At 52.2% G+C, this 14,988-nt stretch carries 15 protein-coding genes; 7 read left to right on the forward strand and 8 right to left on the reverse strand.

All coding sequences use genetic code 11. The annotated features are described in order from the left end of the window. Positions 1-80 precede the first annotated feature (80 nt). Positions 81-1,469, reverse strand: coding sequence for a succinate-semialdehyde dehydrogenase (gene sad / locus HV350_RS12920; protein WP_046276382.1), 1,389 nt, complete (start codon positions 1,467-1,469; stop codon positions 81-83). 102 nt (positions 1,470-1,571) lie between these two features. Between sad and HV350_RS12925 the strand changes: the two genes are divergently transcribed. Further along, positions 1,572-2,447: a LysR family transcriptional regulator gene (locus HV350_RS12925; protein WP_016153075.1), complete on the forward strand. Its 876-nt coding sequence runs from the start codon at positions 1,572-1,574 to the stop codon at positions 2,445-2,447. Between the two features lie 221 nt (positions 2,448-2,668). Beyond that, complete coding sequence (locus HV350_RS12930; protein WP_019076778.1) at positions 2,669-3,865, forward strand: sugar transporter; 1,197 nt, start codon at positions 2,669-2,671, stop codon at positions 3,863-3,865. Positions 3,866-3,900: 35 nt separating this feature from the next. Here HV350_RS12930 and HV350_RS12935 read toward each other — a convergent pair whose 3' ends face one another. Continuing rightward, complete coding sequence (locus HV350_RS12935) at positions 3,901-4,566, reverse strand: MarC family NAAT transporter (protein WP_016153073.1); 666 nt, start codon at positions 4,564-4,566, stop codon at positions 3,901-3,903. A gap of 257 nt (positions 4,567-4,823) precedes the next feature. On the opposite strand from HV350_RS12935, the gene marR reads away from it, so the two are divergent. Genes marR through marB form a run of 3 tightly spaced genes read left to right on the forward strand, consistent with a single transcriptional unit; the run spans position 4,824 to position 5,909 of the window. Then, on the forward strand, positions 4,824-5,258 hold the full coding sequence (marR, locus tag HV350_RS12940) for a multiple antibiotic resistance transcriptional regulator MarR (protein WP_016156485.1): 435 nt from the start codon (positions 4,824-4,826) through the stop codon (positions 5,256-5,258). A gap of 18 nt (positions 5,259-5,276) precedes the next feature. Next, positions 5,277-5,660 (forward strand): MDR efflux pump AcrAB transcriptional activator MarA, encoded by a 384-nt coding sequence (gene marA, locus HV350_RS12945; protein WP_003032424.1) that lies wholly within the window; start codon positions 5,277-5,279, stop codon positions 5,658-5,660. Positions 5,661-5,690: 30 nt separating this feature from the next. Further along, positions 5,691-5,909, forward strand: a complete 219-nt coding sequence (gene marB / locus HV350_RS12950) for a multiple antibiotic resistance protein MarB (protein WP_016153071.1) — start codon at positions 5,691-5,693, stop codon at positions 5,907-5,909. 31 nt (positions 5,910-5,940) lie between these two features. Here the strand turns inward: marB and eamA are convergent, their stop codons facing one another. Next, complete coding sequence (eamA, locus tag HV350_RS12955; protein WP_019076776.1) at positions 5,941-6,840, reverse strand: O-acetylserine/cysteine exporter; 900 nt, start codon at positions 6,838-6,840, stop codon at positions 5,941-5,943. A 198-nt stretch (positions 6,841-7,038) separates the two neighbouring features. Between eamA and ydeE the strand changes: the two genes are divergently transcribed. After that, positions 7,039-8,226 carry an efflux MFS transporter YdeE gene (gene ydeE, locus HV350_RS12960; protein ID WP_047359042.1) on the forward strand — a complete coding sequence of 396 codons (1,188 nt, stop codon included), beginning with the start codon at positions 7,039-7,041 and terminating at the stop codon, positions 8,224-8,226. A 40-nt stretch (positions 8,227-8,266) separates the two neighbouring features. Here the strand turns inward: ydeE and urtE are convergent, their stop codons facing one another. Genes urtE through urtA form a run of 5 tightly spaced genes read right to left on the reverse strand, consistent with a single transcriptional unit; the run spans position 8,267 to position 13,734 of the window. Further along, positions 8,267-8,965 carry an urea ABC transporter ATP-binding subunit UrtE gene (gene urtE / locus HV350_RS12965; protein WP_181628635.1) on the reverse strand — a complete coding sequence of 233 codons (699 nt, stop codon included), beginning with the start codon at positions 8,963-8,965 and terminating at the stop codon, positions 8,267-8,269. A gap of 9 nt (positions 8,966-8,974) precedes the next feature. Then, a complete protein-coding gene (gene urtD / locus HV350_RS12970; protein WP_016153067.1) occupies positions 8,975-9,772 on the reverse strand; it encodes an urea ABC transporter ATP-binding protein UrtD in 798 nt (265 codons plus the stop codon). Next, entirely contained in the window at positions 9,772-10,845 is a 1,074-nt protein-coding gene (gene urtC, locus HV350_RS12975; RefSeq protein WP_016153066.1) for an urea ABC transporter permease subunit UrtC, read from the reverse strand. Before urtC ends, urtD begins: the two co-directional genes overlap by 1 nt. Then, on the reverse strand, positions 10,845-12,419 hold the full coding sequence (gene urtB / locus HV350_RS12980; RefSeq protein ID WP_181628637.1) for an urea ABC transporter permease subunit UrtB: 1,575 nt from the start codon (positions 12,417-12,419) through the stop codon (positions 10,845-10,847). The genes urtC and urtB overlap by 1 nt, the downstream gene beginning before the upstream one ends. 43 nt (positions 12,420-12,462) lie before the next feature. Continuing rightward, positions 12,463-13,734 carry an urea ABC transporter substrate-binding protein gene (gene urtA, locus HV350_RS12985; RefSeq protein ID WP_016156478.1) on the reverse strand — a complete coding sequence of 424 codons (1,272 nt, stop codon included), beginning with the start codon at positions 13,732-13,734 and terminating at the stop codon, positions 12,463-12,465. A gap of 486 nt (positions 13,735-14,220) precedes the next feature. Between urtA and mgtS the strand changes: the two genes are divergently transcribed. Then, a complete protein-coding gene (gene mgtS, locus HV350_RS12990) occupies positions 14,221-14,316 on the forward strand; it encodes a protein MgtS (protein ID WP_003032406.1) in 96 nt (31 codons plus the stop codon). Positions 14,317-14,988 lie beyond the last annotated feature (672 nt).

Genomic DNA, 14,988 nt, shown 5'->3' on the forward strand with positions numbered 1-14,988 from the left:
CATGAGCGGGTGAGATTCATGACGCAGACCGAAACATCGCAGAATTAAGGCCGGTGCCCCCGTCGGAGGCACCCACACCATCAGAGGCGGTTTTTCCAGACGGTCTGTACATTACAAAACTCATGCAGACCAAAGTGTGAAAGCTCGCGGCCAAAACCACTTTTCTTCACGCCGCCAAAAGCAACGCGGGCATCGCTGGCGCTGTAACCATTGATAAATACGCCCCCACACTCCAGGCGTGACGCCATCTTCTGCGCCAGAGCTTCATCCGCGGTGAACACCGTGGCTGATAAGCCGAAATCACTGTCATTAGCCAGCGCTAAGGCATGTTCCGCATTCTTTGCAACGGTAATCGCTGCAACCGGGCCAAACAGCTCCTGACGAAAAGCTGTCATCTCCGGGGTGACATCCCCCAGAACCGTCACGGCATAGTAATTGCCCTGACCCGCGATTTTTTCCCCGCCGAGAAGTAACCGCGCGCCTTCGGCAAGGGAGGCTTCGACCTGCTGATGCAGCTCATCGCGCAGATCAAATCTTGCCATCGGACCCAGATCGTTTTCTTCGTTCAGCGGGTCGCCCATTTTGAGCGCGCTCGCGGCCGCCACAAAACGAGCCGTAAATTCTGCCGCAATTCCTTCTTCGATAATAAAGCGCTTTGCTGCCGCACAAACCTGTCCGGTATTCTGATAACGACCGGCGACCGCCGCCTTAACGGCCAGATCGAGGTCAGCATCATTAAGGACAATAAACGGATCGGAACCCCCCAGTTCAAGCACGCATTTTTTCAGCGCCGCACCCGCCTGAGCACCAATCGCCGCACCGGCTCGAACGCTGCCCGTCACCGTTACCGCCGCGATACGCGGGTCATTGATCATCTGACTTACCCCGGCGTTATCGGCATTCACCCAACCATAAACACCCGCGGGAACGCCCGCATCAGCAAAAACCTGCGCGATAATCGCAGCACAGCCGGTTACGTTTGGCGCATGCTTTAACAGATAGCCATTTCCGGCCAGCAGAATTGGAATGGCGCCGCGAAGTACCTGCCAGAGCGGGAAGTTCCACGGCATGATCGCCAGAATAGTTCCAACGGGGCGATATTCAATCACCGCCTGGTTGTTCTCCACCAGCGTAGGTTCCGGGTTGAGCATCGCCGGTCCATGTTCGGCGTACCAGTCACACAATGCGGCTGATTTGGCAACTTCACCACGCGCCTGCTTGATGGGTTTCCCCATTTCACGTGAGATACACTGCGCCATCTCTTCCGCGCGATGACGCAGAGCCTGCCCGATATGACGCAGCGTTTGCGCACGGTGCTCAACGGCAGTGTGTTTCCATTCACTGTAGCCATTCGCGGCAAGGCTCAGCGCATGTGCAATCTCTTCAGTACTGGCCCACGGCATTGCCGCCAACCTTTCACCGTTGGTAGGGTTAACGGAAATCGCATGTGTTGCTGCTGTGATAGTCATAAGTGCCTCTCTTTATCGCAGGGTATGGTCATATCATGCGCATATTTACTCTTTCTGAAAAATGAATAATATTAACCACACCATTCACGAACAGAGAACATTATGGATCTGACGCAACTGGAAATGTTCAACGCCGTCGCGGAGACAGGCAGTATTACGCAGGCCGCCGCGAAGGTGCATCGCGTGCCATCCAATCTCACCACCCGTATTCGCCAGCTTGAAGCCGACCTTGGCGTCGATCTGTTTATTCGTGAAAATCAGCGTTTGCGGCTTTCCCCGTCCGGGCACAATTTTTTACGCTACAGCCAGCGGATCCTCGCCCTGGTTGACGAGGCGAGAATGGTCGTCGCCGGCGATGAACCGCAGGGGTTGTTCTCTCTTGGCTCGCTCGAGAGTACTGCCGCTGTGCGGATCCCCGCCACGCTGGCTGAATATAATCAGCGTTACCCCAAAATTCAGTTTGCGCTGGCGACAGGTCCTTCAGGCACGATGCTGGACGGCGTGCTCGACGGGACGCTGAACGCCGCCTTTGTCGACGGCCCAATTACTCATCCAGGTCTTGAAGGAATGCCGGTCTACCGTGAAGAGATGATGATAGTCACTCCGCACGGTCATCCCCCTATCCAGCGGGCCAGCGACGTTAACGGTTGCAGCATTTACGCCTTTCGCGCCAACTGTTCCTATCGTCGCCATTTTGAAAGCTGGTTTCATGCCGATCGCGCAATGCCCGGCACCATTCATGAAATGGAGTCGTATCACGGCATGCTGGCTTGCGTCATTGCCGGTGCGGGTATCGCGCTGATCCCGCGTTCGATGCTGGAGAGCATGCCAGGACACCATCAGGTCCACGCCTGGCCGCTAAGCGAAAACTGGCGCTGGCTGAATACGTGGCTGGTCTGGCGCAGAGGGGCAATGACGAGGCAACTGGAAGCGTTTATTGAGGTATTGAACCCTCAGTTGTCGAAAAGCACGGAATAATTCGCGATTCTCAAACAACGCCATAAATAGCGTTCCGGGTGAATTCGCACGCCCGGAATTTCATTAATAATGAAATAGTTAAAATTACGCGAAATGTTCGGCAGTCAATTTTGCCACCCAGTCAATGAAATGAGATCTGCATCACGAAATGATTGTATTTTAGCCAGCAAAAGTTTTAAGATCGTGGCCTTACCTTTTCGCAGCTAATCCACCTAATTGATATGACAACAGACACTGTTTCCCGCAAGGTCGCGTGGCTTCGGGTAGTTACGCTTGCCATTGCCGGTTTTATTTTCAATACCACCGAGTTTGTCCCTGTCGGTTTGTTATCCGACATCGCACAAAGTTTTAATATGCAGACCGCTCAGGTCGGGATCATGCTGACGATCTACGCCTGGGTTGTCGCCCTGATGTCGCTGCCTTTCATGCTGCTTACCAGCCAGGTAGAACGCCGCAAACTTCTGATCTGCCTGTTTGTCGTTTTTATCGCCAGCCACGTTCTCTCTTTCCTGGCATGGAATTTTACCGTTCTGGTGATCAGTCGTATCGGTATTGCTTTTGCCCACGCTATTTTCTGGTCGATCACCGCATCGCTGGCGATTCGCCTGGCTCCTGCCGGGAAACGCGCGCAGGCTCTCAGCCTGATTGCGACCGGCACCGCGCTGGCGATGGTGCTGGGCCTGCCTATCGGGCGCATTGTTGGCCAGTATTTTGGCTGGCGTACCACCTTCTTCGCCATCGGTATGGGGGCGTTAGTCACCCTACTTTGCTTGATTAAGCTCCTGCCAAAATTACCCAGTGAGCATTCCGGTTCATTAAAAAGCCTGCCGGTTTTATTCCGCCGTCCGGCATTGATGAGCCTGTATCTGCTGACGGTGATTGTGGTCACCGCGCATTACACGGCCTACAGCTATATCGAACCGTTTGTACAGACCGTCGCCGGGCTGAGCGCAAACTTTGCCACCGTGCTGCTGCTGGTTCTGGGTGGCGCAGGTATTGTCGGTAGCGTCATTTTTGGCAAGCTGGGTAATCAACATGCTTCCGTATTGATTAGTAGCGCCATTGCCCTGCTGACGGTGTGCCTGGTGCTGTTACTGCCCGCAGCGGACAGCGAAATGCATCTGGCCGTCCTGAGTATATTCTGGGGCATCGCCATTATGTTGATAGGCCTGGGTATGCAGGTCAAAGTGCTGGCGCTGGCCCCAGATGCCACCGACGTCGCAATGGCCCTTTTCTCAGGTATCTTTAATATTGGGATAGGCGCTGGCGCGCTGGTGGGAAATCAGGTGAGTCTGCACTGGTCAATGTCTACGATTGGTTACGTAGGTGCAGTGCCTGCGGTTGTAGCGTTCATATGGTCGGTGATTATCTTCCGTAAATGGCCAGTATCACTGGAAGAGCAGCCTCAGCATTCATAAAAGCGTGCCCGGTAGACAATACCGGGCACGTTGTTTTAAGCGTAAGTTTTAATGATTTCCAGCACGCCGTTAATAATAAACTGCACGCCCATACATACCAGCAGGAAGCCCATCAGACGGGAGATCGCCTCAATACCGCCTTTGCCGACCAGACGCATGATCCCGCCAGAACTGCGCAAACAGCCCCACAGGATAACCCCGACCACGGCAAAAATAATCGGCGGTGCGACCATTATCACCCAGTCCGGAAACTCAGCCCCATGACGCACGGTGGACGCCGAGCTGATGATCATTGCAATCGTACCCGGACCCGCGGTGCTTGGCATGGCCAGCGGAACAAATGCAATATTCGCCGTCGGTTCATCTTCCAGTTCTTCTGATTTGCTTCTCGCTTCCGGAGAGTCATGTGCCTTCTGCTGTGGAAACAACATTCGAAAGCCGATAAACGCAACGATTAACCCGCCCGCGATACGTAACCCGGGAATCGAAATCCCGAAGGTATTCATCACCAGTTGTCCGGCATAATACGCCACCATCATGATGGCAAACACGTAAACGGACGCCATGAGTGACTGACGGTTACGCTCTGCGCTGTTCATGTTGCCGGCAAGGCCGAGGAACAACGCCACGGTGGTTAACGGGTTTGCCAACGGTAACAGGACTACCAGCCCCAGTCCTATTGCTTTAAACAAGTCCATCATAATGTCATCTTTCCTGTGCGTTAATCGTCAACGGCAAGTATACGGTGAAATCCGGGAGATAAGCCATTTTCGCGGTGTAAGGATTCATTTTTCATCCGCACGTATAAACCATAATTTTCAAACCGTTAAAATTCCACTCGCCAGATATTGAGTCTGATGATTTAGCAAAACGTGGCATTTGCTGACTCATTCATTTGACTTATATTTGCCTAAGCAATAATATCAGCCGTGACTAACTACTTGCCAGGGCAACCATTGTGAAAAGCACCAGTGATCTGTTTAACGAAATCATCCCACTGGGTCGTTTGATCTACATGGTTAATCAGAAAAAAGATCGTTTACTAAACGACTATCTGTCACCGCTGGATATCACGGCATCGCAGTTCAAGGTGCTCTGCTCTATCCGTTGCGCGGTGTGTATTACCCCTGTCGAATTGAAAAAAGTGCTGTCTGTCGATCTCGGCGCCCTGACGCGGATGCTGGACAGGCTGGCCTGTAAAGGCTGGATAGAAAGGCTTCCGAATCCACATGACAAGCGAGGCGTGCTGGTGAAACTCACCGAGCATGGCGCGGCAATTTGCGAGCAGTGTCATCAATTAGTAGGGCAAGACCTGCACCAGGAACTAACAAAAAACTTAACGGCGGATGAAGTGACCACGCTTGAGCATTTGCTGAAGAAAATCCTGCCGTAAACAGAAAGAGGTATGACGATGTCCAGACGCAATACTGACACAATCACTATTCATAGCATTTTGGACTGGATCGAAAATAACCTTGAATCGCCGCTCTCGCTGGAAAAGGTGTCAGAGCGTTCAGGTTACTCCAAATGGCACCTGCAACGGATGTTTAAAAAAGAAACCGGTCATTCACTGGGTCAATACATCCGTAGCCGTAAAATGACTGAAATAGCGCAAAAATTAAAAGAGAGTAACGAGCCGATCCTTTATCTGGCGGAGCGTTACGGCTTTGAGTCCCAGCAAACGCTGACCCGGACATTCAAAAACTATTTTGATGTTCCGCCGCATAAATACCGTATGACGAATATGCACGGCGAATCACGCTATTTGCTGCCACTCAATCAATGTAATTGCTAATCGCCAGTTAACGACGTAACCGAGGAAATCATGAAACTTCTGTCTTATGCGATGCTGGCCCTGCTGTATGTTGTTTCGGGCCAGAGCATGGCGGAACAGACCGCGCAACCTGCCACACAAAACAGTCGTGACGCGATGATTATGCCGCCTGCGCACGATCGGTCCCCGTTCGATTTTAATCATATGGGTGCAGGCAGCGACAAATCCGACGAATTAGGTGTGCCTTATTACAATATGCGCAACCTGTAATTTTTTTGCCCCGTCACTGCGGGGCTTTTTTTTACCCTCTCGCCTGCGCAGTCTTACGCAACCGAAAGCCAAACACATTAATGTACAATCCTGCCATGATCAGCAGCGCACCGAGCAGTTGTAATCCGGTAAGCGTTTCATCCAGCAGCACGGCCGCGCTCGCCAGTCCAACAACCGGCACCAACAGCGACAACGGCGCGACACGCCATGTCTCATAACGCCCGAGTAAAGATCCCCAGATGCCATAACCCACAATGGTTGCCACAAACGCCAGATAAACCAGTGACAGAATGGTGGTCATATCTATCGTCACCAGACTTTGGATAATTTGCGTTGGGCCATCGAGAAGTATTGAGGCGAGGAAGAATGGGACAACAGGAATCAACGCACTCCATACCACCAACGACATCACCGCCGGGCGTGACGTATGCTGCATGATTTTTTTATTAAAGATATTACCGCTGGCCCAGCTTAGTGCCGCCGCCAGCGTCAGCATAAAACCGAGCATGCCGACATGCTGTCCGTTCAGACTGGCCTCAATCAGCACCAGCACGCCAAATATGGCCAGCGCAATCCCTACCCGTTGTTTACCTTGCAGACGTTCACCAAAGGCGAATGCCCCCAGAATGATGGTGAAAAACGCCTGAGCCTGTAATACCAGAGAAGCTAACCCGGCAGGCATACCGAATTTGATGGCGCTAAAGAGAAACGCGAACTGCCCAAAACTGATGGTCAGCCCATAGCCGAGCAGCAGTGAAAGCGGAATTTTCGGCCGGGCAACGAAGAAAATCGCCGGAAATGCCACCAGTAAAAAACGCAACCCAGCCAGCATTAAGGGTGGCATATTGTGTAGCCCCACTTTGATGACGACAAAGTTCAGCCCCCAAACCACAACGACCAGTAACGCTAATAACCCGTCTTTACGCGACATACCACCGCCCCTGCGAATATTAAATTTTTGTAAACAAATTAAAGTAACGGAAATCGTTGTGCCGTAACAGATCATTAATTCAGGTAGGCCACACAGGGCATTTTCGGACAACTTATTGAGTGTACATCACACTTTTAGCATGCTATTTGTTTCTGATATCTAAAAAAAACATAACAACATGCATTGTCGGGCAGGAAAATGAATATCTCTCTGAGAAGGTCCACTCTCGCGTTACTCGCGTCATCATTGTTATTAACGATTGGGCGTGGCGCCACGCTGCCCTTTATGACGATCTACCTCAGCCGACAGTACAATCTGAGCGTCGACCTGATCGGTTATGCGATGACGGTCGCACTGACCATTGGCGTCGTGTTCAGCCTTGGCTTTGGTATTCTGGCCGACAAGTTTGATAAAAAACGCTATATGCTGCTGGCTATCTGCGGCTTTGCCTCTGGCTTTATTGCTATTCCACTGGTGCATAACGTAGTGGTAGTGGTTTTGCTCTTTGCCCTGATCAACTGCGCCTACTCCGTCTTCGCCACGGTGCTGAAAGCCTGGTTTGCCGATAATCTCTCGGCGACCAACAAGACTAAAATTTTCTCGCTTAACTATACCGTGCTGAACATCGGCTGGACCGTAGGCCCACCGCTGGGCACGCTACTGGTGATGCAAAGCATTAACCTGCCATTCTGGCTCGCTGCTGCATGTTCAGCACTCCCTCTGGTATTTATCCAGACCTGGGTAAAACGTTCACCAGCAGCATCAGAAGGTTTGAACGCCGCAGTTTGGTCCCCCTCGGTACTGCTGCGCGACAGAGCATTATTCTGGTTTACGCTGTCAGCATTTTTGGCGTCATTCGTTGGTGGTGCCTTTGCGTCCTGTATTTCGCAATACGTTATGGTGGTTGCAGACGGCGATTTTGCCGAGAAAGTGGTGGCAGTCGTCCTGCCTGTTAACGCCGCCATTGTGGTATCACTGCAATATGCCCTCGGGCGCAGGCTCACCGCCACCAATATCCGCCCGCTAATGACTGTAGGCACGCTGTTCTTTGTGGTCGGTCTGGTTGGCTTTACCTTCTCCGGCAACAACCTGGTGTTATGGGGCATTTCTGCGGCCTTTTTCACTATTGGCGAAGTCATTTACGCACCGGGTGAATACATGCTCATCGACAACATCGCGCCTGCAGGAATGAAAGCCAGCTATTTTTCCGCCCAGTCGTTAGGCTGGTTGGGCGCAGCGGTAAACCCATTAGTCAGCGGCGTCATTTTAACCACATTGCCGCCGTGGTCGCTGTTTGTGGCGCTGATGGTGGCGATCGTTCTTGCCTGGGCGCTAATGATAAAAGGCATGCGCGCCAAACCCTGGGGCCAGACGGCGGTCTGCTAATGATGATCGCGACAGAGCCAAAGCCGCTCTGTCGCGAATCTCAAATGGCAACCAGCCCTCGAACGCCTTCGGATTCCATATTTTTACCGTCACCGCTTTGAATAATGCTGCCTCGCGACATGAGTAAGTATTTGTCGGCCAGTTGCTGCGCAAAATCATAGAACTGCTCCACCAGCAAAATGGCCATGTCACCCCGGTGCGCCAGTTGAGAAATCACCTGCCCAATTTCTTTAATCACTGACGGCTGGATCCCCTCCGTGGGCTCATCGAGGATCAACAACTGCGGGCGACTGGCCAGCGCACGCCCAATCGCCAGTTGCTGCTGTTGCCCGCCGGACAAATCTCCGCCCCGCCGATGTTTCATCTCCTGTAGCACTGGAAAGAGCGCATAGATATCATCCGGCACATGTCTGGCCTCCTGTGCTGAAAAACGGGAAAGGCCGAGCAGCAGGTTCTCTTCTACCGTCAGACGCGGAAAAATATCGCGACCCTGTGGTACATACGCCACACCGGCCCTGACCCGCTGATGCGGCTTCCAGTGAGTGACATTTTTCTCCTGCCAGAACACACTCCCGCTGCGGGCAGGAATAAGCCCCATCAGGCACTTCAGAAGCGTCGTTTTACCCACGCCGTTACGCCCCAGCAGACATGTCACCTCGCCGATACGCGCCTCAAAGTTCACACCTCGCAGAATATGGCTGCCACCATAATATTGATTCAGTTCTTTCACCTGCAGCATCTGTGCTCCTTAACGCCCGAGATAAACTTCAATAACCTGCTCGTTGGCCTGCACTTCGCGCAGACTTCCCTGAGCCAGAACGCGTCCCTGGTGTAAGACCGTGACGCGATCGGCAATGGTTTCGACAAATCCCATATCGTGCTCAACAACCATCAGCGAGTGCTTCCCGGCAAGCTTACGAAACAGCTCCGCAGTGTATTCCGTCTCCGCATCCGTCATGCCCGCCGCGGGTTCATCCAGCAGCAGTAAATGCGGCTCCTGTACCAACAGCATGCCAATTTCGAGAAACTGTTTTTGCCCGTGAGAAAGCAGCCCGGCGCGGCGGGCTCGCTCGTTGCCCAGCCGCAACAGCGCCAGTATTTCATCTATACGATCCCGTTGTTCGCCGGTGAGGCGCGCCCGTAAAGAGCCCCAGACAGATTTATCGCTTTTCAGCGCCAGCTCCAGATTTTCCTCCACCGTTAACGCTTCAAATACCGTGGGTTTCTGAAACTTCCGCCCAATTCCCTGACGTGCAATGGCGATGGGGTCCAGCGTTGTTAAATCGGTCGACTGATCGTATATCGCCCGACCACTTTGCGGCCTGGTTTTGCCGGTAATAACATCCATTAGCGTCGTTTTTCCGGCACCGTTGGGACCAATGATGCAACGCAGTTCCCCAACGCCAATATTGAGCGTGAGATCCGTTAACGCCTGGAAGCCATCGAAGTTAACGTTAATTTTTTCCAGCTGGAGCACCGGGTCCGTTTGGTTGCGAAACCGATCGCCTGGCATCTGGCGAGTAAAAAGCCCTTCATCTGGCTGCATTATTTGTCTCCCTTGCGAAACAGACCCATCACGCCACGAGGCAAAAAAAGCGTAACGCCAATAAAGATCAGGCCAAGAAACAGCTGCCAGTATTCCGGCATAATGACGGTAAACAGGCTTTTAGCGCCGTTCACCAGTACGGCGCCAAATACCGGGCCAATCAGGGTTCCACGCCCGCCGAGGGCAACCCAAATCGCCGCTTCTATCGAGTTGGTCGGCGACATTTCGCTGGGGTTAATGATTCCCACCTGCGGGACATACAACGCCCCCGCCAGGCCGCACAGCACGGCGGAAAGCGTCCACACCAGCAGCTTGAAACCTTTCGGATCGTAACCACAGAACATCAGTCGGTTCTCGGCGTCACGCACGGCGGTGAGAATTCGACCAAACTTACTGCGGGCCAGCGCCAGTCCCAGCCATATTGCCAGCACCAGCAGCATGACCGTCGCCAGAAACAGCGCGATACGGGTTGAGGTCGCGGTCACCGGAAATCCCAGAATGGTGGTAAAGCCGGTAAAACCGTTATTTCCCCCAAAGCCGGTTTCGTTGCGGAAAAACAGTAACATTCCGGCGAAAGTCAGGGCCTGGGTCATGATGGAGAAATAAACCCCTTTGATTTTTGAACGGAAGGCAAACCAGCCAAATACCAGCGCCAGCAGGCCCGGCACCAGCACAACCAGCAACATCGCCCAGATAAAATGTTGCGTTCCCCACCAAAACCAGGGCAGCTCGGTCCACGACAGAAACGACATAAAGGCCGGTAATCCTTCGCCGGAAGCCTGGCGCATCAGATACATTCCCATCGCATATCCCCCCAGCGCAAAGAAAATACCGTGGCCCAGCGAGAGCATTCCCGCATAGCCCCACACCAGATCCAGCGCCACCGCCACAATGGCATAGCAGAGAATTTTCCCGGCCAGAGTCAATGTCCACACCGATATGGCCAGCGGATGATCCGCAGGTAACAGCGCCAGAAACGGCAGAATAATCAGCGCCAGCAGTAAACCCAGCCCCAGGACGCGTGTCGCGCGTGGCGCTTTACGCGCCAGCGTTAATGTCATTGGCATCGTCATCAGTCAATAACCCTCCCTTTCAACGCGAACAGCCCCTGAGGACGTTTCTGAATAAACAAAATAATCAGCACCAGAATCATAATCTTACCGAGAACCGCTCCCACCTGAGGCTCAAGAATTTTGTTGAAGATCCCAAGCCCAAACGCAGCGGCTACACTCCCCGCGAGTTGTCCCACGCCGCCCAGCACCACCACCAGAAACGAATCAATAATGTAGCTTTGCCCCAGCTCCGGTCCTACGTTGCCTAACTGCGAGAGCGCTACGCCCCCCAGTCCGGCAATCCCTGAACCAAGACCAAAGGCCAGCATATCCACTCGTCCGGTAGGTACGCCGCAGCAGGCCGCCATATTGCGATTTTGCGTCACCGCACGTACGCGCAGTCCGAGACGGGTTTTATTCAACAACAGCCAGGTGAAGAACAGCACCAGAATGGCAAAGCCAAGCACCACAATTCGGTTCCACGGCAAAATCAGATTGGCATAAACCTGAATGCCCCCGGAAAGCCATTCCGGATTTGCGACTTCAAGGTTTTGCGCGCCGAAGGACATACGCACTAACTGGATAAGCATCAGACTGATCCCCCACGTTGCCAGCAGGGTTTCGAGCGGACGCCCGTATAAATGGCGGATCACTCCGCGCTCGAGTAGCATTCCAACCCCAGCGGTAAGCAAAAAGGCGACCGGAAGCGCAATAACCGGATACCAGGCCAACCATTGCGGGAAAAACTGGCCCATCAGCTGTTGCACCATCCAGGTACCGTAAGCGCCGAGCATTAACATCTCACCATGCGCCATATTAATGACGCCAAGTAAGCCGTAGGTTATCGCCAGACCCAATGCCGCCAGCAGCAAAATGGAGCCCAGCGACAATCCCATAAATGCCTGTCCAAGAAGATCGCCAACCTTCATGCGATGCGCGATGGAATTCAGGCTTTCGTCAGCGGCAGCACGAACGCGGGCATCAGGTTCATGTTCAGCATGGGTGAATGGCTGCAGGCGCGCCTGGGTTTCAGGATCGTTCGACGCCCCTAGCAGTTCGATTGCCTGACGTCTGATCTCAGGCGAAGTGCTGGTCAGTTGCAGGTTTGCCAGTGCAATAGCCAGTAAAGATTTCACGTCAGCATCGGGCTCCTGGGCCAGTCGTTGCTGCAAAAACGGCAGCATCTCCGGCTGGGCCTCACGCTGTAATGTACGCGCTGCCCCGCTCCTTTGCGTGACACTGTCACTTAATAGCTGGTGGACGGCCAAGGTTCCGGCAACCAGATTACGCAGGCGGTTAGTCAGGCGGATTTTTTTTAGCTCCCCGTTCGGGCCTGCCGCCGTTCCTAGCGGTTGTACGTGCGAGCCGTTCATGATGAACGCGTTTTTCGCGTTATCTGTCAGCAGGTTCTCATCACTCAGCGCTTTGAGCACCGGCAAGCGTTGAACATCGGGTTTTACCGACCATTGTTCTAGCAAGGCGGCCTGCTGAGTCCGGTTGGCGGCGGTAAAGGTATCGGCATCTGCGGCCTGCGCTATCCACGGCAAAAGCCACGTCAGCAACAACACACCACGAATAAAGCGCATGGCTTTCATGAGCATTCTCCAAAGCGTTGCCCTCCCGCAGGAGGGCGTAAGATCAGTTGCTGGCGGTTTTAACGGGCTGTTCAGATTTTTTATCATTACCGGCGATATACGGACTCCACGGCTGGGCGCGAACCGGCGCTTCGGTTTGCCACACCACGTTAAACTGGCCGTTGCCTTCAATCTCGCCAATCATGACGGGTTTATGCAGGTGATGGTTGGTCGCATCCATGGTCAGGGTAAATCCTGATGGTGCCGCGAATGATTGTCCTGCCATAGCCGCCCGGACTTTATCCACATCGGTAGTTCCGGCTTTTTCTACTGCCTGCGCCCACATATGCAGGCCAACATAAGTGGCTTCCATAGGGTCGTTGGTCACCACCGAATCAGCATTCGGTAGCTTATGCGCTTTGGCATACGCCCGGTAATCCGCGACGAACTTCTTGTTGGCCGCATTATCTACGGACTCAAAGTAGTTCCACGCAGCCAGGTTGCCCACCAGCGGTTTAGTATCGATACCGCGCAACTCCTCCTCACCCACAGAGAATGCCACCACCGGTACATCCGTGGCTTTCAGGCCCTGGTTCGCTAACTCTTTATAGAATGGAACGTTAGAATCCCCGTTGATGGTCGATACCACCGCCGTTTTTCCCCCTGCGGCGAATTTTTTAATACTGGCAACAATGGTCTGGTAATCGCTGTGTCCGAATGGGGTATACACCTCTTCGATGTCTTTATCGGCCACGCCTTTCGAATGCAAAAAGGCGCGTAAAATTTTGTTAGTCGTACGCGGATAGACATAGTCCGTACCCAGCAGGTAGAAGCGCTTAGCGCTGCCGCCGTCCTCACTCATCAGATACTCAACCGCCGGGATCGCCTGCTGGTTAGGCGCAGCGCCGGTATAGAAGACGTTAGGCGACATCTCCTCTCCTTCATATTGCACCGGGTAAAACAGCAGACCGTTCAATTCTTCAAATACCGGTAAAACCGATTTACGCGAAACCGATGTCCAGCAGCCGAAAACCGCCGCTACCTTGTCCTGGCTCAGTAACTGACGTGCTTTTTCAGCAAATAACGGCCAGTTCGAAGCCGGGTCAACCACCACCGGTTCCAGCTTTTTGCCCAATACACCGCCCTGCGCATTGATTTCATTAATAGTCATCAACGCCACATCTTTCAGCGGCGTTTCGGAAATAGCCATGGTGCCGGATAACGAATGCATGATGCCAACCTTAATAGTGTCGGCCGCCTGAACACTAAAACTCATTCCCATTGCGACAACAGAGGCGGAAAGCGCAAAAGCTTTTAAAAATGTACGACGCTGCATAGTTTCACTCCTGAAATTAGTCTTGTTGAAAGCTCCGGTGCAGCCGGGCAGACAAAACGGTGCAAATTAAGGGTATTCAGAAGTGATAAGGAAAAAACGATGCCAGATATTAAAACATCATATAAAATCAATGAATTAGAATTTTAGACACAAAAATCAGTATTAATTTTTGCCGCTAGAAGGATTAATCGCGTGAAAGATTGAACCACAATGAGACAACTCTGCATTATAAACGTGCAACAATGTGTGTCTGTCACACACGGTCATAACGGCGCGCCCCGGTATAAAAACATGGTTATTTGTTCGCAGATAACCGAGCCTTGTCACTATTATTTATTTTTCCCGACGTAATCACGTCAAAATTTTACTTTTCCGCCGAAATAATCACACAGTTCAGCCTTTGTTTAAGATTGAATTGCTACTATAGTCATAAGCGAGGTGAACTTAAGGTAAGAGAGGAAACTCACAAATAAAGGAGCATTTACTATGCTGGGTAATATGAATATTTTTATGGCTGTTCTGGGAATTATTTTATTTTCCGGTTTCCTGGCCGCGTATTTTAGCCACAGATGGGATGATTGATGAACGGAGATAGTCCTGAACCGACCCGGCCCCTTGCTGCGTAGCTGCACAAGGGGCCATTTTTTTACCTGAATTCCCCCTCCCGGCACCTTTTCCCTGATGTACAGATAAAAAAAACCGCCGGATAAACCAGCGGTAAATGCTTGCATGGATAGATTTGTGTTTTGCTTTTATACGCTACCTGGCAATTCCCTGCGAAGATAACGGATAGTTGGCTAATCTATCATCGACAACCCCAATGAACGTTAAACGAAACGTAACTACCTTCTATAAGACATGTTGGCCGCTCATAAGATTCTTGCAAACCGTACAGTAATCCATGTCATCGCAATGGTTATAAAATGAGCTATTTATTGCTTCATAGTGTATGGTAAGCACCCCATCACAAGGACAATCAATATGTCGATACTCAAAGATATTAAGATGCGTACTTTACGACCAGTGAAAAGTACCTGTCCTCACTGCTGCCGCCAGTCAATGCACAGCCTGTCGAGAATAAAAAACAACATAACGTTAGTCTGCCCCAACTGCGGCAATACCTACCTTCCTTCCCAAAGCAAACCAGTCAAGTAACGTAAGAACAGGAAAACAATGCCGACCTTTCACCAGCAGCACTCCCTACCCGAGCGTCTCTATGAGATGCAAGGCATCAATACCCAACAACGATTCATT

Source organism: Citrobacter sp. RHBSTW-01013 (genome assembly GCF_013781985.1).
GTDB lineage: Bacteria > Pseudomonadota > Gammaproteobacteria > Enterobacterales > Enterobacteriaceae > Citrobacter > Citrobacter braakii.

Coding starts and splice junctions, on each gene's coding strand:
- sad (WP_046276382.1), bottom strand. CDS start 1,469: ATGACTATCACAGCAGCAACACATGCGATTTCCGTTAACCCTACCAAC.
- HV350_RS12925 (WP_016153075.1), top strand. CDS start 1,572: ATGGATCTGACGCAACTGGAAATGTTCAACGCCGTCGCGGAGACAGGC.
- HV350_RS12930 (WP_019076778.1), top strand. CDS start 2,669: ATGACAACAGACACTGTTTCCCGCAAGGTCGCGTGGCTTCGGGTAGTT.
- HV350_RS12935 (WP_016153073.1), bottom strand. CDS start 4,566: ATGATGGACTTGTTTAAAGCAATAGGACTGGGGCTGGTAGTCCTGTTA.
- marA (WP_003032424.1), top strand. CDS start 5,277: ATGTCCAGACGCAATACTGACACAATCACTATTCATAGCATTTTGGAC.
- marB (WP_016153071.1), top strand. CDS start 5,691: ATGAAACTTCTGTCTTATGCGATGCTGGCCCTGCTGTATGTTGTTTCG.
- eamA (WP_019076776.1), bottom strand. CDS start 6,840: ATGTCGCGTAAAGACGGGTTATTAGCGTTACTGGTCGTTGTGGTTTGG.
- ydeE (WP_047359042.1), top strand. CDS start 7,039: ATGAATATCTCTCTGAGAAGGTCCACTCTCGCGTTACTCGCGTCATCA.
- urtE (WP_181628635.1), bottom strand. CDS start 8,965: ATGCTGCAGGTGAAAGAACTGAATCAATATTATGGTGGCAGCCATATT.
- urtD (WP_016153067.1), bottom strand. CDS start 9,772: ATGCAGCCAGATGAAGGGCTTTTTACTCGCCAGATGCCAGGCGATCGG.
- urtC (WP_016153066.1), bottom strand. CDS start 10,845: ATGACGATGCCAATGACATTAACGCTGGCGCGTAAAGCGCCACGCGCG.
- urtB (WP_181628637.1), bottom strand. CDS start 12,419: ATGAAAGCCATGCGCTTTATTCGTGGTGTGTTGTTGCTGACGTGGCTT.
- urtA (WP_016156478.1), bottom strand. CDS start 13,734: ATGCAGCGTCGTACATTTTTAAAAGCTTTTGCGCTTTCCGCCTCTGTT.
- mgtS (WP_003032406.1), top strand. CDS start 14,221: ATGCTGGGTAATATGAATATTTTTATGGCTGTTCTGGGAATTATTTTA.